The organism is Krasilnikovia sp. MM14-A1004 (assembly GCF_047159485.1).
GTDB lineage: Bacteria > Actinomycetota > Actinomycetes > Mycobacteriales > Micromonosporaceae > Actinoplanes.
The window spans coordinates 5,375,711-5,396,961 of the sequence record NZ_AP038773.1; the positions used below are offsets into that span (position 1 = coordinate 5,375,711).

General features: G+C 73.0%; 20 protein-coding genes. 5 read left to right on the forward strand and 15 right to left on the reverse strand.

Annotated elements, in window-relative coordinates; genetic code table 11:
* Positions 1–4: 4 nt before the first annotated feature.
* The 4 genes from ACMCNN_RS22990 to pepN form a co-directional block, all read right to left on the reverse strand.
* Entirely contained in the window at positions 5–637 is a 633-nt protein-coding gene (locus tag ACMCNN_RS22990) for a histidine phosphatase family protein (RefSeq protein ID WP_412742584.1), read from the reverse strand.
* Positions 634–1,032 carry a ribosome silencing factor gene (gene rsfS, locus ACMCNN_RS22995; RefSeq protein ID WP_412742585.1) on the reverse strand — a complete coding sequence of 133 codons (399 nt, stop codon included), beginning with the start codon at positions 1,030–1,032 and terminating at the stop codon, positions 634–636. Before rsfS ends, ACMCNN_RS22990 begins: the two co-directional genes overlap by 4 nt.
* Before the next feature lie 103 nt (positions 1,033–1,135).
* Positions 1,136–1,747: a nicotinate-nucleotide adenylyltransferase gene (nadD, locus tag ACMCNN_RS23000; protein WP_412742586.1), complete on the reverse strand. Its 612-nt coding sequence runs from the start codon at positions 1,745–1,747 to the stop codon at positions 1,136–1,138.
* A 58-nt stretch (positions 1,748–1,805) separates the two neighbouring features.
* A complete protein-coding gene (gene pepN / locus ACMCNN_RS23005; RefSeq protein WP_412742587.1) occupies positions 1,806–4,313 on the reverse strand; it encodes an aminopeptidase N in 2,508 nt (835 codons plus the stop codon).
* A 282-nt stretch (positions 4,314–4,595) separates the two neighbouring features.
* Between pepN and trpS the strand changes: the two genes are divergently transcribed.
* Positions 4,596–5,576, forward strand: coding sequence for a tryptophan--tRNA ligase (gene trpS, locus ACMCNN_RS23010; protein ID WP_412742588.1), 981 nt, complete (start codon positions 4,596–4,598; stop codon positions 5,574–5,576).
* A 4-nt stretch (positions 5,577–5,580) separates the two neighbouring features.
* Here the strand turns inward: trpS and ACMCNN_RS23015 are convergent, their stop codons facing one another.
* From ACMCNN_RS23015 to ACMCNN_RS23045, 7 genes are all read right to left on the reverse strand, one after another.
* Positions 5,581–6,033 carry a GNAT family N-acetyltransferase gene (locus ACMCNN_RS23015; RefSeq protein WP_412742589.1) on the reverse strand — a complete coding sequence of 151 codons (453 nt, stop codon included), beginning with the start codon at positions 6,031–6,033 and terminating at the stop codon, positions 5,581–5,583.
* A 109-nt stretch (positions 6,034–6,142) separates the two neighbouring features.
* Positions 6,143–7,654, reverse strand: coding sequence for a GTPase ObgE (gene obgE / locus ACMCNN_RS23020; protein WP_412742590.1), 1,512 nt, complete (start codon positions 7,652–7,654; stop codon positions 6,143–6,145).
* A 102-nt stretch (positions 7,655–7,756) separates the two neighbouring features.
* A complete protein-coding gene (gene rpmA, locus ACMCNN_RS23025) occupies positions 7,757–8,026 on the reverse strand; it encodes a 50S ribosomal protein L27 (RefSeq protein WP_412742591.1) in 270 nt (89 codons plus the stop codon).
* A gap of 9 nt (positions 8,027–8,035) precedes the next feature.
* Entirely contained in the window at positions 8,036–8,350 is a 315-nt protein-coding gene (gene rplU, locus ACMCNN_RS23030; RefSeq protein WP_130511172.1) for a 50S ribosomal protein L21, read from the reverse strand.
* Positions 8,351–8,530: 180 nt separating this feature from the next.
* Complete coding sequence (locus ACMCNN_RS23035) at positions 8,531–9,064, reverse strand: hypothetical protein (RefSeq protein ID WP_412742592.1); 534 nt, start codon at positions 9,062–9,064, stop codon at positions 8,531–8,533.
* Positions 9,065–9,217: 153 nt separating this feature from the next.
* Positions 9,218–12,184: an Rne/Rng family ribonuclease gene (locus tag ACMCNN_RS23040; RefSeq protein WP_412742593.1), complete on the reverse strand. Its 2,967-nt coding sequence runs from the start codon at positions 12,182–12,184 to the stop codon at positions 9,218–9,220.
* A 129-nt stretch (positions 12,185–12,313) separates the two neighbouring features.
* Positions 12,314–13,036, reverse strand: a complete 723-nt coding sequence (locus tag ACMCNN_RS23045) for a TIGR03936 family radical SAM-associated protein (RefSeq protein WP_412747248.1) — start codon at positions 13,034–13,036, stop codon at positions 12,314–12,316.
* A 143-nt stretch (positions 13,037–13,179) separates the two neighbouring features.
* Between ACMCNN_RS23045 and ACMCNN_RS23050 the strand changes: the two genes are divergently transcribed.
* Entirely contained in the window at positions 13,180–14,247 is a 1,068-nt protein-coding gene (locus ACMCNN_RS23050) for a glucose-1-phosphate thymidylyltransferase (RefSeq protein WP_412742594.1), read from the forward strand.
* Complete coding sequence (rfbB, locus tag ACMCNN_RS23055; protein ID WP_412742595.1) at positions 14,244–15,215, forward strand: dTDP-glucose 4,6-dehydratase; 972 nt, start codon at positions 14,244–14,246, stop codon at positions 15,213–15,215. Before ACMCNN_RS23050 ends, rfbB begins: the two co-directional genes overlap by 4 nt.
* Here rfbB and ACMCNN_RS23060 read toward each other — a convergent pair.
* The gene (locus tag ACMCNN_RS23060) at positions 15,193–16,992 is read right to left on the reverse strand and encodes a hypothetical protein (RefSeq protein WP_412742596.1); all 1,800 of its coding nucleotides are present in this window, start codon (positions 16,990–16,992) and stop codon (positions 15,193–15,195) included. The two genes, rfbB and ACMCNN_RS23060, sit on opposite strands and share 23 nt — an antisense overlap.
* A gap of 5 nt (positions 16,993–16,997) precedes the next feature.
* On the reverse strand, positions 16,998–17,420 hold the full coding sequence (locus ACMCNN_RS23065; protein WP_412742597.1) for a GtrA family protein: 423 nt from the start codon (positions 17,418–17,420) through the stop codon (positions 16,998–17,000).
* Between the two features lie 115 nt (positions 17,421–17,535).
* Between ACMCNN_RS23065 and ACMCNN_RS23070 the strand changes: the two genes are divergently transcribed.
* Positions 17,536–18,522 (forward strand): glycosyltransferase family 2 protein, encoded by a 987-nt coding sequence (locus ACMCNN_RS23070; RefSeq protein WP_412742598.1) that lies wholly within the window; start codon positions 17,536–17,538, stop codon positions 18,520–18,522.
* 1 nt (position 18,523) lies between these two features.
* Here the strand turns inward: ACMCNN_RS23070 and ACMCNN_RS23075 are convergent, their stop codons facing one another.
* Together ACMCNN_RS23075 and ACMCNN_RS23080 are read right to left on the reverse strand one after the other, a co-directional pair.
* Positions 18,524–19,234, reverse strand: coding sequence for a class I SAM-dependent methyltransferase (locus tag ACMCNN_RS23075; RefSeq protein WP_412742599.1), 711 nt, complete (start codon positions 19,232–19,234; stop codon positions 18,524–18,526).
* Between the two features lie 17 nt (positions 19,235–19,251).
* Complete coding sequence (locus tag ACMCNN_RS23080; RefSeq protein ID WP_412742600.1) at positions 19,252–20,133, reverse strand: methionyl-tRNA formyltransferase; 882 nt, start codon at positions 20,131–20,133, stop codon at positions 19,252–19,254.
* Positions 20,134–20,241: 108 nt separating this feature from the next.
* On the opposite strand from ACMCNN_RS23080, the gene ACMCNN_RS23085 reads away from it, so the two are divergent.
* Positions 20,242–21,237, forward strand: a complete 996-nt coding sequence (locus ACMCNN_RS23085) for a beta-ketoacyl-ACP synthase III (protein ID WP_412742601.1) — start codon at positions 20,242–20,244, stop codon at positions 21,235–21,237.
* Positions 21,238–21,251 lie beyond the last annotated feature (14 nt).

Here is a 21,251-nt window from a genome sequence, read left to right on the forward strand (position 1 = left end):
GCGCTCAGACCGCCGGCGGGACCGGCACCTGGGTGAACGGGCCCACGTTGTAGGCCGCGATCTGCCAGCCGCGCTCGGTGTCGTGGGTCAGCTCCACCCAGTGGCAGTTCTGCAGCGCGCGCAGGGTGCGCAGTTGCTCGGCGGGCCAGCCGACGAGGTGGCCGATGCCCTGCCGGGCGGCGGCGCCGTGCGTGGTGACCACGACCGTGGCGCCCGCAGGCACCAGATCGGCGGCCGCCTGCAACCCGTCGGCGACACGTTTGCCCAGGTCGTCGAGGGTTTCGATGTCGTCGCCGACGACGGCTTCACCGGCTTTCCAACGGGCGTGCTCCGCCGGCCGGGTCTGCGTGACCTCGGCCATGGTGAGGCCCTGCCAGGGGCCGAAGTAGCGTTCGCGCAACCGGCGGTCGGAGTGCACGGCGAGGCCGGTGAGGGCCGCCAGCGCGGACGCGGTGTCGGCGGCGCGGCGCAGGTCGCTGGAGACGATGGCGGCCGGTCCGAGGCGGGCCAGCAGCTCCGCGGCGTCCACGGCCTGTTGCTGGCCGAGGTCGTTGAGCGGCACGTCGGTCTGGCCCTGGACGCGGCGTTCGGCGTTCCAGTCGGTGTTGCCGTGCCGCCAGACGATGAGGCGGGTCACGCCGCGCCGGAGGTGTCGGCCTGCACCATGTCCCGGTCGACGAACGGGATCGTCGGGCAGTCCTTCCACAGCCGGTCGAGCGCGTAGAACTCGCGTTCCTCGGCGTGCTGGACGTGGATCACGATGTCGACGTAGTCCAGCAGCACCCAGCGGCCCTGCCGCTCGCCCTCCCGGCGGACCGGCTTCGCCTTCTCCGGCAGGTTGAGCAGTGCCTCCTCGATGGCGTCGACGATGGCGATCACCTGACGCTCATTCGACGCCGACGCGATGACGAAGGCATCGGTGATGTAGAGCTGGTCGGCGACGTCGATGAGGACGATGTCCTGCGCCTTCTTGTCGGCGGCGGCCTGTGCGGCAGCCAGCGCCAATTCACGAGCGCGGTCGGTGACTGGCAAGAGGCTCCCTTCGTCAGACCATTACGGCCTAATCACTGCCCAGTACGTCCTGATCACTGCAGGGTCGGGAACTCCACTCCAGCGTTCCCGGGATACAAGCCTCTCACACCCGTCCGACATCGCCAGGGGCGCGATACAGCCGTCGCTTGGCGATGTACTGCACGACCCCGTCGGGCACCAGGTACCAGACCGGCTTGCCGGAGCCGACCCGGTCCCGGCAGTCGCTCGACGAGATCGACATCGCGGGCACCTCGACCAGGGTCACCGAGTCCGCGGGCAGGTGGGCGGCGGACAGCTCGAAGCCCGGCCGCGTCACCCCGATGAAGCGCGCCAGGGAGAGCATCTCCAGCGCGTCCTTCCATGACAGGATGCGGGCCAGCGCGTCCGCCCCGGTGATGAAGTACAACTCCGTTTCGGGGCCGTACACCGCGGCCAGGTCACGCAGCGTATCGACCGTGTAGGTCGGCCCGTCGCGGTCGATGTCGGCCCGGCTCACGTGGAACCGGGGGTTGGAAGCCGTCGCGATGACCGTCATCAGGTACCGGTCCTCGACGTCGCTGACGGCACCACCCTTCTGGTACGGCTGCCCGGTGGGCACGAAGACGACCTCTTCCAGGTCGAAGAGGTCGGCCACCTCGCTGGCCGCCACCAGGTGCCCGTGATGGATCGGGTCGAACGTCCCACCCATGATCCCGACCCGCCGCCTGTTGGACATCCGGGCATGGTAGATCAACCGGAGGCGGCGCCGCTCACCGTCTGTGCGATCGGCCGGATCACTGCCGGGCGACCAGCGCCCGCCGTACGTCGTCGTCGCAGTCCACGACCGCCCGCCGCAGCAGCGCGGGCAGGTCGGCGGTGGCCAGCAGGTCGGCGGCGAGCTGCCGGGTCCGCGGCTCGACCACGACCAGCGGGTACGCCATGGTCGCGATCCGCTCGGCCACCTGGCTGGGCCGCACCCGTGCCATCTCCGGCATCTCGGCGAAGTACCGCTCGACGTACCCGTCGGTGAGGTGCAGCTGCTCGGGCTGCCAGAACCCGGCCGCGGCGGATTCGACCAGCCGGTTCGACATCGAGGTGTCGCCGATCAGAGTCGCCCATGCCCGCGCCTTGGCATCGGGGTCCGGCCGGGCGGCGTGACAGCGCGCGGCCCACTGCTCGCCCGTCGCGCTGCGGTCGCCCGCCAGCTCGGCCTCGATGTCGTCCGGACCGGCGTCGCCGAGCACGGCCTGCCGGTAGCGGATCAGCCACCGCAGGTCGGCGTCCACGGCCAGGCCGTCGGGAACTCCGTCGCCGGCCAGCCAGCCACGCAGCCGGGCGGTGTCGGAGGTGGCCCCGATCAGGCCGCGGGCGGCGGCGAGCTGCCCGGAGCTGCCCGCGGCGGACGCGCCGAGCAGCCGCTCACACGCGCCCGCCAGCAGTTGCAGCGCCGCGGTCCGGGCGTCGGGGACGGCGTAGCGGTCCACCAGGCTGCGGGTCGTGCGCAGCACGTGCTCGACGATGACCACCTCGGTCTCGACCGGCAGGGCGGCCAGCACCAGCGAGACGAGGTCGGCGACCGGGCGCTCGGCGTCGACCACGGCGTCCAGGACCGCGGCCCACAGGACCGCGCGGGCCAGCGGATCACCGAGCAGGGGAAGCACCTGCGGCATCGCGGCGGCGGAGGCCGCATCCAGACGGATCTTCGCGTACGTGAGATCGCCGTCGTTGAGCAGCAGCAGGTCCGGGGGCGCCGCGCCGGTCAGCTCCGGCACGAGGGTGTGCCCGCCGTCGGCCGCCGGGTCCAGGTCGAGTTCGATGCGTTCGCGCAGCACCGCGCCGTCGGCGCCGAGGTCGTACAGGCCGACGCCGAGCCGGTGCGGCCGCAGGGTCGGGTGATCCTCGGGGGCGGTCTGCGCCACGGCGACCGCGACGTACCGGCCGTCGGCGTCGCGGGCGGCCTCGGCGCGCAGCGTGTTGACCTGCGAGCGGCGCAGCCACACGTCGGACCAGGCGGACAGGTCCCGCCCGCTGGCCTCGGAGAGCGCGGCCAGCAGGTCGGCGAGGGTGGCGTTGCCGTACGCGTGGGCGGCGAAGTGGGCGTTGAGCCCGGCCAGGAACGGCTTCTCCCCCACCCACGCGACGAGCTGCTTGAGCACCGCGGCGCCCTTGGCGTACGAGATGCCGTCGAAGTTCAGCAGCGCCATGGCGGTGTCGGCCACCTCCTCGGGCGCCACGGGATGCGTGGAGGGGCGCTGGTCGGCGCGCAGGCCCCACGCCTTGTCACCCATCGCGAAGGTCGTCCAGGTCCCGGAGAACCGGGTCGCCTCACCCGCGATCCGCACGCCGAGATAGTCCGCGAACGACTCGTTGAGCCACAGGTCGTCCCACCACTTCATGGTCACCAGGTCGCCGAACCACATGTGCGCCATCTCGTGCGCCACGACGACCGCGCGCTGCTCGCGCTGGCTCTCGGTGACCGCCGAACGGAACACGAACTCGTCACGGAAGGTGACCAGTCCCGGGTTCTCCATGGCCCCGGCGTTGAACTCGGGCACGAACGCCTGCTGGTAGTGGCCGTACGGATAGCGCACGTCGAACAGCTCGTGGTACCGGTCCAGGCATTGCCGGGTGATCGTGAACAGCTCCTCGGCGTCGGCGTCGAGGAACTCCGCGAGGGACCGACGGCAGTACAGGGCCAGCGGGATGCCGTCGTGCTCCGAGGTGCGCACGTGGTACGGCCCCGCGATCAGGCTGACCAGGTACGTGGACATGGGCGGCGTGGGCGCGAACTCGTGCCGCCCGCCGGAGGGCGGCCCGGCGGGCATGCCGTTCGCCGTCACCAGCCAGTCCCCGGGGGCGGTGACGCTGAGCCGGACCGGCGCCTTCAGGTCGGGCTGGTCGAAGCAAGCGAAGATCCGCCGAGCGGCGTCCAGGAAGGACTGGGCGTACAGGTAGACGTTGCCGTCGGCCGGGTCGACGAAGCGGTGCAGACCCTCGCCCGTGTTGGAATACGCCATGTCGGCCTCGACGGTCAGCTCGTTGTCCGCCGCGAGGCCGGTGAGGGTGAGCCGGTGCTCGACCAGGGCGTCGCCGGGCAGCGCCGCGCCGTTGAGCCGGGCCGAGTGCAGGGCGGCGGGCTCGACCTCGATGAATGTCGTGGCGCCCGGGTCGGCGGTGAACCGGACGGTGGTCCGGGACCGGAACGTGTCGGCACCAGCGGTGAGATCGAGATCGATCTCGTATCCCGTCACGGTGATCGCGGCGGCCCGGGTGACGGCCTCAGCGCGGGTCAGGATCGGCATGCCGACCATCATGCCGCCCCGGGCCCCGCCCTCGCGACGGCTCGCCCCGGCGATCCATTTCACCCACCCACCACGCGAAAACCGCGTCGGCGCGTCGGTGGAGCTGCGTTACCCTCGTGCCATGCGCGTGCCCAGCTCCACCTGGTGGCCGTCCTGACGGGCGGCCCGACCCCACGCGTATGACCTCATCCGCGGTCGCCTCACGCAGGGCGGCCGCGTTTGCATGTGCAGGCGGCATCCGGCGCGTGCGGCGGCTTCCCGTACCTGAAAAAGGAGCCTGCCATGACCCCCACCGCGACCCACGCGAAATGCCGCCTCAGTGGTTTCAAGCCGACCGGCCATCTCCACCTGGGCAACCTGCTGGGCGCGCTGCGGCCGCTGGCCGCGGCGCAGCACGACCATGATTCGATCGCCCTGATCGCGGACCTGCACGCGCTCACCATCGAGCACGACCCCCGGACGGTACGGGCACTGACGCGCGAACAGGCGACCGTCATGCTGGCCGCCGGAGTGGATCCGGCGCGCACGGCGATCGTGGTGCAGTCCCACGTGCCCGAACACACGGAGCTGCACTACCTGCTGGAATGCGCCACGCACCACGGCGAGGCGGCCCGGATGATCCAATTCAGAGAGAAGTCGGCGGGCGGCGGCCCGGTGCGGCTCAGCCTGCTCACCTATCCGGTGCTGATGGCCGCCGACATCCTGCTGCACGACGTCCGCGAGGTGCCGGTCGGCGACGACCAGCGCCAGCACCTGGAGCTGGCCCGGACCCTGGCGACCCGGTTCAACGCCCGGTACGGCGAGACGTTCGTGGTGCCCGAGGCGGTCCGGCCACCGGCCGCGGCCCGGATCATGGACCTCGCCGATCCGCGCGTGAAGATGGGCAAGAGTGGCGCGGCGGGTGCCGGGCGCATCGGGCTGCTCGACCCGCCGGAGGTGGTGCGCCGCACCATCGCCCGGGCGGTGACCGACACCGTGGGGGTGGTCCGGCACGACCCGGTCGCCCAGCCCGGCGTGACCAACCTGCTGGAGATCCTCGCCGCGTGTTCCGGCGCCCCGCCCGCGGACTCGTACGCCGGGCTCAAGCGGGCGGTGACCGAGGCGGTGGAGGCGACGCTGGCGCCGATCCGGGCCCGGCACGCCGAGCTGGCGGCCGACCCCGGCTACGTCGACGCGGTGCTGGCCGACGGGGCGGCCCGGGTCCGCGACACCGCGCGGGCCACGATCCGCCGTACCCGCGAGGCGATCGGGCTGCTCACGTGAGCCGTCACCGGGCCGGGACGACCAGCCGCTTCTCCAGGCACACGCTGAACGGGTTGCCGACGTACTGGCCGTAGGGCGGGATGTCTGTGTAGCCGCAGGCGCGGTACAGGGCGATCGCCGCGGGCAGGTACGTGCCGGTCTCCAGCCGCAGCGTCGGGCGGCCCACGGCGAGGGCCTCCTCCTCCAGCGCGACCACCAGCTGCCGGGCGATCCCGCGACCCCGGTACGCCGGGCGCACGTACATCCGCTTGAGCTCGGCGGCACCGGGCTCCAGCGGCTGCCACGCGCCGCATGCCACGGCGCGGCCGTCCACCACCGCGACCAGGTACGCCGCGGTGTCGTGCACGAGATACACCACGCCGTCGGCGCCGCCGTGCGCCTCGGCCAGCTCGCGCTGCTGGGCGACGAGCAGGGTGCCGAGTTCGGGGTCGTCGGCGGGGCGGGATTCGATCAACACGACCGCCACGCTAACGACCCCGCGTTTCGTCCGGGTTGCCGTGATCTGGCCATGGGGTGCTGGCTGGGCATTCGCTTGCAACCGCCGCCGCGCTCGGTGCACTCATGCGCTAGTCGTCCGGATCATCCGACGCATCGTCGGTCAGGTCGTCGACGAGCACCGGGCGCTGCGCGTTCGCGATCGTGCTGATGGTGCCGTCCGCGGACATGTGCAGCAGTTCGTCGTCGCTGCGCTGCCGGCGCGCCTTGCGGGCGGCCAGTCGCTGCGCTGCCGAGGCCCGCCCGCCCGGCTCGGCGAGCCGCTGGTCGGTGCCGCGCGGGCCGGTCACGTACGCACCGGCGGTCGGCTGCCAGTCGAACTCGCGGTCGCCGATGCGCACCTCGTCGCCCGGCTGGGCGCCCGCCTTGGCCAGCGCCGCCTCCACCCCGAGGCGCTCCAGCCGGTCGGCCAGGTAGCCGATGGCCTCCTCGTTGTCGAAGTTCGTCTGCCGGATCCAGCGCTCGACCTTGACGCCGTGGATCACGTACGTCCCGTCGGCGTCCTTCTCGATCGTGAAGCCGGCGTCGTCGACCGCGCGGGGACGCAGCACGGTACGGGTCGGCTCGGCGACCGGCGTGGCGGCCCGGTGCGCGGCGACCGCCTCGGCCAGGGCGTAGGTGAGCTCCTTGAGCCCTTCCCGGCTCACCGCGCTGACCTCGTACACGGGCAGGCCGCGCGCCCGCAGGTCGGCGCCCACCATGTCGGCCAGGTCCCGCCCGTCCGGGATGTCGATCTTGTTGAGGACCACGATCCGCGGCCGGTCCTCCAGCCCGCCGTACGCGGTCAGCTCCGCCTCGATCGCGTCGAGGTCGGCCAGCGGGTCCCGCTCGATCTCCGGCGCGGCCGAGTCCAGCACGTGCACGAGTACCGCGGTGCGCTCGATGTGCCGCAGGAACTCCAGGCCCAGGCCCTTGCCGGTGGCGGCGCCGGGGATCAGGCCGGGCACGTCCGCAATGGTGAAGGTGTGCTCACCGGCCTGGACCACCCCGAGGTTCGGCACGAGGGTGGTGAACGGGTAGTCGGCGATCTTGGGACGGGCCGCGGAGAGCACGGAGATCAGCGACGACTTGCCGGCCGACGGGAAGCCGACCAGGCCCACGTCGGCGACGCTCTTGAGCTCCAGCACCACGTCGAGGTGGTCGCCGGGCTCGCCCAGCTCGGCGAAACCGGGCACCTTGCGCCGGGAGTTGGCCAGGGCCGCGTTGCCGCGCCCGCCCCGGCCACCGCGGGCCACCTCGTACTCGGTGCCGGCGCCGACCAGGTCGGCCAGCACCGTGCCGTCCGGGGTCTGCACCACGGTCCCGTCGGGCACGGGCACCATCAGCTGCTTGCCGTTGGCGCCGTCGCGGTTGCTGCCGGCGCCGCCGGCCCCGTTGGGAGCCTTGACGTGCGGGCGGAAGTGGAAGTCGAGCAGGGTGTGCTGCTGCGGGTCCACGACCAGCGTGATGCTGCCGCCGTGGCCGCCGCTGCCCCCGTCGGGGCCACCGAGCGGCTTGAACTTCTCCCGGTGCACGGAGACGCAGCCGTGCCCGCCGTCACCCGCCTGCAGGTGCAGCACGACCCGGTCGACGAACGTGGTCACTGGCTGTCTCCAACTTCCGTGTGGTCCTCGCTGACCGAGGCGCCCCGTGAACGCAACGACGGGCCGGGGACGAGAAGTCCCACGGCCCGTCGTGATGCGTGACTACTGCTGCACCGGCTCCGCGAGCGGGACGATGCTGACGGTCTTGCGGCCGCGCTTCGTGCCGAACAGCACGTTGCCGTTCGCGAGCGCGAACAGCGTGTCGTCGGCGCCGCGGCCGACCAGCTCGCCCGGGTGGAACTTCGTGCCGCGCTGGCGGATCAGGATCTCGCCCGCGTTGACCAGCTGGCCGCCGAACCGCTTGACACCGAGCCGCTGGGCGGCGGAGTCACGGCCGTTCCGCGAGCTGGATGCACCCTTTTTATGAGCCATGACTGCGCCCTACTTCCCGGTCGAGATGCCGGTCACCTTGACGCGGGTCAGCGGCTGGCGGTGCCCCTGGCGCTTGTGGTAGCCGGTCTTGTTCTTGAACTTGTGGATCCGGATCTTCGGACCCTTGGTGTGCGCGGCGATCTCGCCGGACACCGCCACGCTGGCAAGCTTGGCCGCATCGGTCACCAGGTCGTCACCGTCGACGAGGAGCACCGCGGCGAGCGTCACCGCGTCGCCGGGCTCACCCGCGAGCTTCTCGACCTCGATCACGTCGCCCTCGGCGACCTTGTACTGCTTGCCGCCGGTCTTGACGATCGCGTACATCGGACGCGGACTCCCTGAGACTTACGCAGCAGGTCGCTGCTGGCGGATGGAACTGAGGGGTTCCCGGTGTGGTGGCCCCGGCCACGTAACCCGGTCGGCACCCACAGGAACGAGGCGCATTCAAAATGCGCCGTCAGAAAGACTACTTCATGGGCGGCCCGGCTCCCAAACCGGGTCCGCTCAACCCTTCCCGCAGGCCTTGTCGAGCGTGGTCTGCAGCGCCGCGAGCTTGGTGGCGTCGAGCTTGCGTACATCGCCCTTGAGCGCGCCGACCTGCTTGCTCATCGTGGTCAGGGCCTTCTTCAGGTCCGGCTCGGAGGCGAGCTTACCCATGTCGGCCAGCGCGTACGCGTAGTTCTGCACGTCCCGGGTCGTCTTGGCGCGGGCCTGCGACACCGCCGCACTGTCCTGCCCGCTTTCGGCGTCGATGAGCAGTTTCAGGTCCTGCGCGAAGGTGGCTCCCGCATGCGCGCCGGTCGTGGTGGCCTGGTCGCAGATGGCCGCCGAGTTGCCCTTCAGCGCGGCGTCGCCTGCGGCGGCTCTGCTGGGCGTCGCACCGGCCGCCGGCGCCGGGCCACCCGGGCCGGTGCTCGGTGCGGCCGGGGCCACGGCGGGCGTCCCGGCGGGCGGGGTGGTGACATCGGGGCCGGACGAGCATCCGGCGCCCAGCAGGACGAGGGCACCGCTCACGGCGGTCAGGCGCAGGCGTCGCATGGTTCGTACTCCTCGGAGACGGCCGATGGGGCGGCGTCGCCAGTGACGTCGGTGGTCGGCGGGTGCGGCGAGGGTACCCGACATCGACCAGCGAAGATGCCCGGGGGCGGCCGCGAACGGCCGCCCCCGGGGCATGCGATCAGGCGCTCCGGCTCAGGGCCGGGTCCGGCGGCGGGTGCCGCCCCGGCGGGACCGGCGGCGGCCACCGGCGGCGGCGCCCACCGTCTCCTCGTCGTCGTCCTCGTCGTCGTCGTCCGCCGCGTCGGGGTCGTCCGCCCCGGTCAGCTGCAGCGGCTCGGACTCGTCGGCGAAGGCCGGGGACTCGTACCGGGACAGGTCGTAGCCGCTGATGTCGTAGTCGTCGTCGCTGTCGGACGTGGTCAGCTGCGGGGCCGTCCGGCTGATGATGCCCGAGCCCGCGTCCGCCGCGGCGGGGGCAATCCCGGCCGCCTCGGCGACGGGACCCGTCGGCTCCGCCTGCACGGCCTGCTCCTCGACCGGGATCTCGGCGGTCGCCACGTCGGCGGCCTCCGCGACCGGGGCCTCCACGGGGGCGGGCTCGGCTCCGCCGCGGCGCCGCCGGGACCGCCCGGTCGGAGCCTCGCTGCGGGCCGGGGCGGCGGCGACCGCCTTGACCTGACTCCCCGCCCCGGACGTGCGCTTCTCCGGTACGGGCTCGGTGTGCACGATCAGCCCACGGCCCTTGCAGTGATCACAGGTCTCGCTGAACGCCTCGAGCAGCCCGGCGCCGATCCGCTTGCGGGTCATCTGCACCAGCCCGAGCGAGGTGATCTCGGTGACCTGGTGCTTCGTCCGGTCCCGGCCCAGGCACTCGGTGAGCCGGCGCAGCACCAGCTCACGGTTGCTCTCCAGCACCATGTCGATGAAGTCGATCACCACGATGCCGCCGAGGTCGCGCAGCCGCAGCTGGCGTACGGTCTCCTCGGCCGCCTCCAGGTTGTTGCGGGTGACGGTCTCCTCCAGGTTGCCGCCCGCACCGGTGTACTTGCCGGTGTTGACGTCCACCACGGTCATCGCCTCGGTACGGTCGATGACCAGGTGCCCGCCCGAGGGCAGGAAGACCTTGCGGTCCAGGCCCTTGAGGATCTGCTCGTCGATCCGCTTGTCCGCGAAGACGTCCGCGGTGCCGGCGTGCCGGCGCAGCCGCTCGACCAGATCCGGGGAGACCGCGTTCAGGTACGCCTCGATCTCGCCGTACGCCTGCTCGCCCTGCACGACCAGCTCACGGAAGTCCTCGTTGAACAGGTCCCGCACGACGCGGATGACCAGGTCCGGCTCCTCCGACAGCGCGCGCGGGGCGCCACCCTCGGCCGCCTTGGCCTGGATGTCCTCCCACTGCGCCTGCAGCCGCTTCACGTCGCGGGCCAGGCCGTCCTCGCTGGCACCCTCGGCGGCGGTACGCACGATGACGCCCGCGCCGTCGGGCACGAGCTTCTTCAGGATGTCGCGCAGCCGCTTGCGCTCGTTGTCGGGCAGCTTGCGGCTGATCCCGGAGGCGTTGCCGTTCGGCACGTACACGAGGTGGCGGCCGGACAGGGCGATGTGGCTGGTCAGCCGGGCACCCTTGTGGCCGAGCGGGTCCTTGGTCACCTGCACCAGCACGGAGTCGCCGGACTTGAGCGCCTGCTCGATGGAGCGGGCCCGGCCCTCCAGCCCTGTCGCGTCCCAGTTGACCTCACCCGCGTACAGCACCGCGTTGCGGCCGCGGCCGACGTCGACGAACGCCGCCTCCATGCTGGGCAGCACGTTCTGCACCTTGCCCAGGTACACGTTGCCGACCATGGTGCCGGAGGTGGCCCGTGCCACGTAGTGCTCGACCAGGATGCCGTCCTCCAGCACCGCGATCTGGGTGCGGTCGGGCTTCTGGCGTACCACCATGACCCGGTCGACGGCCTCGCGGCGGGCCAGGAACTCCGACTCGCTGAGGATCGGCGGGCGGGTCCGGCGCTGCTCGCGGCCGTCCCGGCGGCGCTGCCGCTTGGCCTCCAGCCGGGTGGAGCCGGAAACCCCCTGGACCTCATCGGTACGGCGCGGCTCGCGGACCCGGACGACCGTGTGCACGCCGTCCTCGACGCCCCCGGTGTCCGTGTCGCCCGCGCCCTTGCGGCGACGGCGGCGCCGGCGCCGGGTCACCCCGTCGCCGTCCGCACTCTCGTCCTCGTCCTCGGTCTCCGCCTCGGCGGAGGGCTCCTCCTCGGCGGCAGCGTCCTCGGCCTCGTCCGCGGGTCCCTTGCCGCGGCCGCGGCCCCGGCGCCCCCGGCGGCGGCGGCGACGGCCGGTCCCGTCCTCGTCGTCGAGGTCCTCGTCGGCGCCGTCGTCGACGTCGTCCGCGGTCTCGTCGGGCTCCTCCAGCAGCTCCTCGGCGGTCTCGGTGGCGGCCTCGACCGGCTCGGCGGGCTCCTCCGCGCCGCGACGGCGGCGCCGGCTCCGGCGAGCGGGCTCGGCCGGTTCCTCGGCGACGTCCTCGGCCGCGGCCTCCGTGCCGGCCTCCACCGCCTCGGCGGGCTCGGCGGCGGGCCGGCGGGTACGCCGGCTGCGCGGAGCCGGGGCGGCCTCGGGCTCCGGCGGCATGAACAGGACGGCCGGGGGCAGCGCGGCGGCCCGGGCACGCGGGGCGGGCTCCTCCTCGACCAGGTCGTCGTCGAGCGGCACGACGGTGATCACCTCGGGCGCCTCGGGCGCTCCGGGTACGGCCTCCTCGGCCTCCTCCTCGTCGGCCTCGGCTACCGCGTCGGCCTCGGCCGGCACGGGTGGCGGCTCGGCGGCGGGGGCGGCCTTCTTGCGGCGGCTGCGGGTCGCCTTGGCCGCCGGGGCGGGCTCGGCGTCGCTCAGCAGGCTCTCCACCACGGCGGCCGGGTCCGCCACGTCGGCTCCGGCCGGCGCGGCGGCCGCCTTGCGACGGCGGCGGGTGGGCGCGGCCTCGGCCGGCACCTCCTCGCCGGATTGAGCGGTCTCTGCGGGCGGGATCGCCTTGCGGCGGGGGGATCGGGTACGGCGCGGGGCGGCACCTTCGGAGGCGGCAGCGGCAGACGGAGTGGAAGCCCCGTCCCGTTCACCGCCCTCGTCTCCCAAGTTCTCCTGGGGCTCGTTGTCGAGCATGGGCGTCTCCAGTTCCTGGGCGGCCCCGGGCGCGGGTAAGCGCTGCCACGCAGGGTCGCCGCACGTGTTTCGGCCCCGGCCTCGTCGGACGGGCTGCCGAAGTCTGCCAACGGACGCCGGCCGAAGCGGCTAGCGCCCTCCGATGGTGGCGTCCTCGCGATCCGCGTCCAACGGATCGACGATCTCCCCCTGCGGGGTGAGCGTGCCCTGTGCCAGCCGGGTCGCACGGGGCGGCACCGGCGGCTCCAGACCAGCCACGACACGAAGGCCGGAGAGGACGTCATCGGGTCGCACGGCGGGCGTGACCTGCCGCACGACAAGGTCGATTATCGCACACGGCGCGGCGCTCGCCCCCGACGGTGCGTCCGGGCTCTCGGCCAGGGCCAGCCGGACCACCGCCTGGCGGGCGTCGAACGCCCGGCGGCCCTGCTTGGTCATGCGCTCGACCAGCACCTCGTCGGCCGCCAGGAACGCCGCGACCGCGGCCCCGGCGGTGGCCGGCTCGACGTCGGGCAGCTCCAGCCGCCATCGCGAGGCGTCGATCCGGTCGGCCAGGCTCGTCCCCTCGTGCGCGATCACCGCGTCGAGCACGTCCAGACCCGGCGACAGGGCCGCGTCCAGCGCCGCGCGCAGCTCGCCCGGATCCACCGGCGCCTGCAGGCCGATCTCCAGGTACTCGGCCTCGCTGGCCACCCCGGTCGGTGCCGCGCTCGCGTACGAGATCTTGGGGTGGGGGGTGAAGCCCTGGGAGTACGCGATCGGGACGGCGGCACGGCGTACCGCCCGTTCGAGGGCGCGGGCGAAGTCCCGGTGCGAGGTGAAGCGCAACGGGCCGCGCTTGGCGTACCGGATCCGGATCCGCTGGACGACCGGTGCCTGGCCGCCCGGGGGCTGGTTCTTGGGAATCGCTGCACTCCTATCCGAGCTCGACGTACGGTGCCCATCATCCCTCGCCGCCCGGGCGACCCGCGTACCGGCCGATCGTTGAGCCCGGCATGAAAGCTCTTGTGCTGGCCGGGGGCCGCGGCACCCGGCTGCGCCCGCTGACCAACACCTCGGCGAAACAGCTGTTCCCGGTGGCGAACAAGCCGGTGCTGTTCTACGGCCTGGAGGCGATCCGGGACGCGGGCATCGTGGAGGTCGGCATCGTCGTCGGCAGCACCGGCGCCGAGGTGCGCGCGGCGGTCGGCGACGGCTCCCGGTTCGGCCTGCGGGTGACCTACCTGCCGCAGGAGGCGCCGCTGGGCCTCGCGCACTGCGTGCTGATCGCCCGCGAGTTCCTCGCCGACGACGACTTCGTCATGTACCTGGGCGACAACTTCCTCGTCGGCGGGATCCAGGAGCTGGTGGCCGCGTTCGACGCGGGGTCATACAGCGCGCAGATCCTGCTCACCCCGGTCGACGACCCCCGCTCGTACGGGGTGGCCGAGCTCGGCCGCAGCGGGCAGATCGTGGGGCTGGAGGAAAAGCCCGACGATCCGGCCAGCGACCTGGCCATCGTGGGGGTGTACATGTTCACCCCGGCGGTGCACGAGGCGGTCCGCGCGATCGTCCCGTCGGCCCGCGGGGAGCTGGAGATCACCGACGCGGTGCAGTGGCTGATCAACCACGGGCACCACGTGCACTCGCACCTGATCACCGGGTACTGGAAGGACACCGGGCGGGTGCAGGACATGCTGGAGTGCAACCGGATCGTGCTGGAGTCGATCGAGACGCGGCTGGCCGGGACGGTGGACGACCGTACCGAAATCGTCGGCCGGGTGGTGCTCGAAGCCGGCGCCGTGGTGGAGAACTCGGTGATCCGCGGGCCCGTGGTGATCGGCCCGGACACCAAGATCATCGGCTCGTACCTGGGGCCGTTCACCTCGATCGGCGCGGGCTGCACCCTGGAGGACGCGGAGATCGAGTACTCCATCGTGATGAACTCCTCCGCGGTGCGCGGGGTGGCCCGGATCGAGGCGTCCCTGATCGGCAAGGGGGTCGAGGTGATGCCGGCCCGGCGCGCCCCGAACACCCATCAGCTGGTCATCGGCGACCACAGCACGGTCCGGCTGCGCGGATGAGGATCCTGGTCACCGGCGGTGCCGGTTTCATCGGGTCGCAGTTCGTCAGGGATCTGCTGGACGGCGACCGACCGGGCTTCGAGGACGCCGGGGTCACCGTCCTGGACAAGCTCACCTACGCGGGCAACCTGGCCAATCTCGCGGGATACGACGGGTACCGGTTCGTGCGCGGCGACATCGCGGATCCCGCGGTGCTGGCCGGGGTGATGCCGGGTACGGACGTCGTTGTCAACTTCGCCGCCGAGACCCATGTGGACCGTTCGATCGTGGACTCGGCGGCGTTCGTGCGCACCAACGTGCTCGGCGTGCAAGCCCTGCTGGAGGCCGCCCGCGCCGCCGGGGTCACCACCTTCCTGCAGGTCAGCACGGACGAGGTCTACGGGTCGATCCCGTCGGGCTCGTGGCCGGAGACCGACCCGCCCCGGCCCAACTCCCCGTACGCGGCGGCCAAGGCGGGCGCGGATCTGCTCTGCCTGGCCTACCACCGCACGTACGGGATGGACGTACGGGTCACCCGGTGCTCGAACAACTACGGCCCGTTCCAGTTCCCGGAGAAGGTCATCCCGCTGTTCGTGACGAACCTGATCGACGGGCTCCCGGTGCCGCTGTACGGCGACGGGTTGAACGTCCGGGACTGGCTGCACGTCGCCGACCACTGCCGGGGCGTCCGGCTGGTGCTGGCCAAGGGCTCGCCGGGCGAGGTCTACAACATCGGCGGCGGCACGGAGCTGACCAACCGCGAGCTGACCGGGCTGCTGCTCGACGCGTGCGGGGCGGACTGGTCGCGGGTGCGGCAGGTCGCGGACCGGCCGGGACACGACCGCCGGTACTCCGTGGACATCACCAAGATCCGGGCCCTGGGGTACGCCCCCGAGGTCGACTTCGCCGATGGTCTGGCCCGGACGGTCCGGTGGTACCGCGACCACCGCGCCTGGTGGGAAGCCCTCAGGACGGCACCAGCACGGTGAGCCCGCCGGTCTGCGCGGGCGGTGCCAGCAGCCGGTAGTCCCGCAGGTCCAGGCCGCACGGCCGGATCAGGTCCGCGTCGGCGGGCCGCACGGGACGGTTCAGCACCAGGATCGGCGCCCGGCCGGGCGGCCACGCGGGGCCCCGCGCACACTCGGCGGCGATCCCGGCCCTGGTGCGCGCCGGGTCCTCCGGCGCGTACCAGCCCTCGCCGACCGTGCGGCCGTCCAGCAGCAGGACGATCCCGGCCATCTTGTCCAGGCCGATCACCCGGCGGCCGGGCGGCGTGAGGTAGGGCGCGAGGCGGGCGTGCAGGTCCGCGTAGGCACGCGCCCGCGCGGGTTCGATCCGCACGCCGGCCAGTGCGGGCACCCCGGGTACGGCGGCGGTCGCCCGGTCCCGCGGCACGTCCCGGTACGGGTTGCGCCACAGCCCGCCGGTCGCCACGCAGGCCACGACCAGCAGCGCCCCGGCCGTCACCGCGCCGGTGAGCCCGCGGGCCACGACCGCCCGGCGGTCCAGCCCGGTGACCACCGCGACCAGGACCGCCATCCAGGCGGCGAACGCCAGCACGGCCACCTTCAGCGGAGCGTTGCTGGTGCCGAACGCGAAGACGAGCGGCAGCAGGAACAGCGTGCCCAGAAGCGCCCCGTCGCGCGGGCCGGCCACCCGCCCGGCGGCCGCCGCCAGCGCCGCGACCAGCGCCGTGCCGAGCAGTGGGACAAGGAACCGCATGGAGTTGACGGGGCCGCCGCCCAGCCCGCCGTGGCGCGCCGTGAACAGGGCCGCCCCGGCCAGCCCGGCGACGCCGAGCAGCCCGACGGCCACCTGCGGGGCCGGGCGGCGGGTCACGGCCGCGGCCAGCACAGCGGCCAGCAGCAGCCCGTACTCGCGGCCGGCCGTCACGATCGTGGGCCGGGTGACCGTCGCGTACCGGTGAAGCAGGACGGGCACCGCGAAGGAGTGCTCGGCCAGGAGCCGGTTGACCTCAGCGATCGGCGGCACGGCAACGGTCAGCGGCACCACCAGCACATGCATCAGTACGGCGCCCGCGACGGTCCCGGCCGCCGCCCAGCCGCTCGCCCGCACGACCGCGCGCCAGCCGCCCGGCGCGAGCGCGACGACCGCGGCCGCGGCGATCACGGCGAGCATCAGTGCCGCCGCCCACTTGGCCAGCAGCACCGCCACGGTGATCGCCCCGAACGCCGCCGGGAGCCAGGCGGGAATCCGTGCGCCGCCCTCGGCGCGCCGGGCGAGCCCGAACACCACGGCCATGGCCAGCAGCGCGCCGAGCAGGACGACGTCGTTGTAGCCGGGGACCTGGGGCAGCCAGGCGTACACGGCGCCGCCCGCGGCGACGATGGTGGCCGCCCCGGCCGCCTCCCACAGCCGGGTCGCCGGGGCGTGCGGACGGCGTGGGCGCAGCCAGCGCAGGAACGCCACACCGAACACCAGATGGACGACCACGATGGTGCCCAGCCGGACCATCCGCAACGCGGCGATGTCGTGGCCGAGCAGCGCGAACACGGGCCCGTACAGATATTGGACGCCGGTGAAGCTCCGGTGGTCGGTGTCCCACCAGCGGTAGCTGAGCAGGTAGAAACCCTCGTCGGTGATGTCGAAACCGTGTCCGGCGGCCCGGACCGCGACCGTGGCCCAGACCCCGGTGACCGCACCGGCGAACACCAGCACGATCGCGGGCACCAGGCGGCGCGGGCGCGGCGCCGCGGACGGCGGTGCCGCATCGGGCCACGTCCGGGCGGGTGCGACGGTGGACATGGCGCTCACCCCTGTCGAGCGGCCGACGGCCGGAACGCCCACAGCCGGCCGGCCTGATAGTTGACCACCGGACCGGTGATCACCACGATCGCCTGCGCCAGCAGCACGTGCAGCCCGACCACCTCGACCAGCAGGGACAGCCCGAAGAGGGTCCACATGAGGGAGCCGAGGCACAGCACGTAGAAGCGCAGGAAGCCGCGCAGGACCGGCCCGCCGGCCCGGAACACCAGCAGGCGGTAGATCGGATAGGTGCCGACCGCGCAGATCGTGCTGACCACGACCGCGATCACCAGGTAGGGCACGCTGCGGCCGACCGCCAGCCAGCCGACGCTGAACAGTACGTAGTAGAGCAGCGCTCCCGCACCGCCCGCCGCCAGGTAGCGCACCCGCTGATCGGCGGCGACCCGCACGATCACCGAGGCGGTCAAGCTGTTACCTCCGGGGGGTCGCGACCGTTGGTTCTCCCGACGAACGTGCAAAGCGGCCTCATGCTACCAATAGCTCCGATTCATTCTGATATCCGACGAGGCAAGGACAATCCACGTGCCCGTGTCCATCGTGATTCCCTGCTTCCGTTCCCGCGCCACGCTCCCAGACCTCGTCACGCGGCTCGTCCGAGTGATGCCGACCTGCACCGACGAGTACGAGATCTGGCTGGTCGTGGACGACGGCGAGGCGGTCACCTGGCAGGTTGCGGCCGGACTCGCCGACGAACACCGGTCCGTCCGCTCGATCCGGCTCTCCCGCAACTACGGGCAGCACAACGCCCTGATCGCCGGGCTCCGGGCCGCCCGCCACGACGTGGTCGTCACGATGGACGACGACCTGCAGCACCCGCCGGAGCAGGTGCCCGTCCTGCTGCAGGCGCTCACCGACGAGGTGGACCTGGTGTACGGCGTCGGCGCCCGCGAGGAGCACGGCGTCCTGCGCAGTCTCGCCTCGCGTACCGTGAAGGCCGCGATGGCCCGGATGCTCGGCGTGCGGCATGCCCGCCAGCTCAGCGCGTTCCGCGCGTTCCGCGCGCATCTGATCGCGGGCTTCGCGCAGATCGCGGGCCCACACACCTCGGTGGACGTGGCGCTGTCCTGGGGCACCACCCACGTCGTCGCGGTGACGGTGCCGATGAACCAGCGGACCACCGGCCGGTCCGGCTACACGCTGCGCACCCTGATCCGGTACACAGCGAATCTGCTGCTCGGCTACTCGACGCTGCCGTTGCGGCTGGTCACGTGGATCGGCCTGGCCGTCGGCACGGTCGGCCTGGCGCTGTTCGCGCGGCTGGCGTACCTGTACTTCACCGGCTCGACGACGGTGGCCGGCTTCACCACCATCGCGTCGGCGATCGCCATCTTCGCCGCGGCCCAGCTCATCGCGCTCGGCGTGCTGGGCGAGTACGTCGGCCGGATCCACACCGCGGGCATGGGCCGGCCCAGCTACCTGGTACGCGACACCGCCGGCGACGACACCGCACCAGTGATCGGCGTGCCGGAGCAGTCCACCGAACGCCTGCCCGCGGGCGCGGCCCGCTGAATCATCCGGGCCGACGGGCACGCAGCATCAGTGAGACGCCCGGGGCGCCGCGCACCGGCAGGTACCGTTCGGCGACCACCACCGCGCGCAGTGCGAGGTTCACCGGCGGCGGCATCAGGCTCAGCTCGTTGCCGGAGGCCCGCCTGCGGGTCGCCGCGACCACCGGGCGCAACAGCACGTTCCAGCTCCACAGCTGGTCCACCAGCAGGCCGGCCTTGGTCACCACGCCTTCCAGAGCGGCCCTGTCGTAGCGGCGGAAATGCCGGCTGGCCACGTCGTGCTCGGACCACAGGCGCATGTCGGCGGGCACGGTCACCAGCAGCGTCCCGCCGGGACGCAGCACCCGCCGGATCTCCGCGGCGGCCAGGTAGTCGTCCCCGATGTGCTCCAGCACGTCGAACGCGGTGACCAGATCCAGCGAGCCGGACCCGCACGGCAGGTTCGTCGCGTCGCCCCGGATCACGGTCAGGCCGCGTTCCCGGGCCACCGCGGCACCGTCGGCGCTGTACTCCAGCGCGATCGGCCGCCAGCCCGCGGCGCGCAGCACCCGGGTGTTGCCGCCCCCGGCCGCGCCGATGTCCAGGGCGGTGCCGGGTACGGCCCCGCCCCGGCGCAGTTGGCGCAGCCACCGGGCCAGGATCGCCCGGCGCTCGCCGAACCACCAGTGCCGGTCCTCCAGGGCCGCGAGTTTGCGGATGTCCCCAGCGTCCATCTGACTCTCCTCGAAGATCAACCGAACCGGGTACGGAACCTGGTCAGCGGCAGGCAGCTCGTCGCGGGATCGTCGGCCCGCGTCATCACGTCGATCCGCAGCAGCCCGGAGCCGCAGACGACCGTCGGCCGGCCGTCCCGCAGGAAGATCACCTTGCCGGGTACGCGGTTCGCCACCACGACGTCGGGCTCCACGGCCACGTCCCACACCCGCACCGGCAGGCCGTTCAGCCGGGTCGCGGCGCCCGCGTACGGGGGGCCCACCGCGTACACGAAGTCGCGCAGCCGTGCGGCGGGAACGCTCCAGTCCATCTCGTAGTCCGCGTCGTCGCGCCACAGGCTGTACGACGCGCGACCCTCGTCCTGCGGCACCCCGGACAGCCGCTGCCCCGCGGCGATCCGCGCGCCGAGGTCCGCGGCCAGCCGGGCACAGCCGCCGGCGACCAGGTCGATCGCGTCGGCGATCCGGATCGGACGGGGCAGCGGCACCGCCACCTGCCCGAGGATGTCGCCCCGGTCGTACTCGGACGTGGCCAGCAGGGCCGTGACACCGGCCTCGGCGTCGCCCTCGATCAGCGCGGTCACCAGCGGGTTGAACCCGCGATACCGCGGCAGCAACGAGTCGTGGAAGACCACCAGGGTGGTACCGGGCCGGGCCGGGATGAGCCACCGCCACCCGACCGCGATCGCGAACTCCGTCGCCGGCGCCTCGTCCGCCCGGTCGAGGAAGGGCACCCCGTGCCGCGCGCACGCGGCCGCCAGCCGCTCGTACGAGTCGTCGCGGGTGCCGGGATCACGGGCGGCGACGACCGACCGCACCGCCGCGGGCACGGTCGCCCACAGCGCGTCGAACGCGGCGACGCCCTTGGCCGTCATCGCGTACAGGGTCAGGGTGGTCACCGACCGCCTCTCGTCCGGCATCTCTGCATCGGCCCATCTGCATCGGCAACGACGCAGGGGGCTCCCGGGCGTCGCCACTCGAGCGACGCACCGATCGTTGAACGTCACATGACAGCCGTACTCGCCGGGATCGGGGGCTGGTTACCCCCGGCGACCGTGACCAACGCGGACCTGACCGACCGACTCGGGGTCACCGACGACTGGATCGTCAAGCGGACCGGCATCCGTCAGCGCCATGTGGTGGAGAAGGGCACGTCCACGGCGGACCTGGCGGTCGAGGCGGGCGCCCGCGCGCTCAAGTCGGCGGCCACCGACGCCGTGGACGCCGTCGTGCTGGCCACGACGACCCCGGACCATCCGATGCCCGCCACGGCTCCGTCGGTGGCCTCCCGGCTCGGGCTGGGCCGCGCCGCCGCGTTCGACGTCAACGCCGTGTGCGCAGGATTCGTGTACGGACTCGCCAGCGGCGCCTCGCTGATCAGCGGAGGGCTCGCCGAGCGCGTACTCGTCATCGGCGCGGACGTGTTCTCCAGCGTGCTGCGGCCCGATGACCCCACGACCGTCCCGCTGTTCGGCGACGGCGCCGGTGCGGTGGTGCTGCGGTCCGGCAGCCCCGACGAGCCGGGAGCGCTGGCCGGATTCGATCTCGGCAGTGACGGTGCGGCCGCCGATCTCATCCTGGTGCCCGGCGGGGGTTCCCGCCAGCGCGGGGGCGGCGGCCGGGCGGACGCCGATGACATGTACTTCACCATGCAGGGCCGTCAGGTCTTCACCGCCGCGGTGCACCACATGGCCGAGTCGTCGCGGGCCATCCTGGCGCGCCTCGGGCGCACACCCGACGACGTGGACCGGTTCGTCGCGCATCAGGCGAACGCCCGCATCCTGCGGGCCGTGGCCACCCGACTCGGTATCCCCGAGGATCGGGTCGTCATGAACATCGATCGCGTGGCCAACACCTCCGCGGCCTCCATCCCCCTCGCGATCTGCGACGCCGTCACCGACGGGTCGCTGCGGCCCGGCCACTTCGTCCTGCTCACCGCGTTCGGCGGTGGGCTGGTCTGGGGGTCGACGGCACTGACCTGGCCGGCCGTCACGCCGGTGTGACCCGTCCACCGGGC

Excerpts from the sequence above, each read along its gene's own strand:
- rplU (WP_130511172.1), bottom strand. The coding sequence starts at position 8,350 with ATGTACGCGATCGTCAAGACCGGCGGCAAGCAGTACAAGGTCGCCGAG.
- trpS (WP_412742588.1), top strand. The coding sequence starts at position 4,596 with ATGACCCCCACCGCGACCCACGCGAAATGCCGCCTCAGTGGTTTCAAG.
- ACMCNN_RS23035 (WP_412742592.1), bottom strand. The coding sequence starts at position 9,064 with ATGCGACGCCTGCGCCTGACCGCCGTGAGCGGTGCCCTCGTCCTGCTG.
- nadD (WP_412742586.1), bottom strand. The coding sequence starts at position 1,747 with ATGTCCAACAGGCGGCGGGTCGGGATCATGGGTGGGACGTTCGACCCG.
- ACMCNN_RS23050 (WP_412742594.1), top strand. The coding sequence starts at position 13,180 with ATGAAAGCTCTTGTGCTGGCCGGGGGCCGCGGCACCCGGCTGCGCCCG.
- pepN (WP_412742587.1), bottom strand. The coding sequence starts at position 4,313 with ATGCCGATCCTGACCCGCGCTGAGGCCGTCACCCGGGCCGCCGCGATC.
- ACMCNN_RS23040 (WP_412742593.1), bottom strand. The coding sequence starts at position 12,184 with ATGCTCGACAACGAGCCCCAGGAGAACTTGGGAGACGAGGGCGGTGAA.
- ACMCNN_RS23085 (WP_412742601.1), top strand. The coding sequence starts at position 20,242 with ATGACAGCCGTACTCGCCGGGATCGGGGGCTGGTTACCCCCGGCGACC.
- rfbB (WP_412742595.1), top strand. The coding sequence starts at position 14,244 with ATGAGGATCCTGGTCACCGGCGGTGCCGGTTTCATCGGGTCGCAGTTC.
- ACMCNN_RS23060 (WP_412742596.1), bottom strand. The coding sequence starts at position 16,992 with ATGTCCACCGTCGCACCCGCCCGGACGTGGCCCGATGCGGCACCGCCG.
- rpmA (WP_412742591.1), bottom strand. The coding sequence starts at position 8,026 with ATGGCTCATAAAAAGGGTGCATCCAGCTCGCGGAACGGCCGTGACTCC.
- ACMCNN_RS23075 (WP_412742599.1), bottom strand. The coding sequence starts at position 19,234 with ATGGACGCTGGGGACATCCGCAAACTCGCGGCCCTGGAGGACCGGCAC.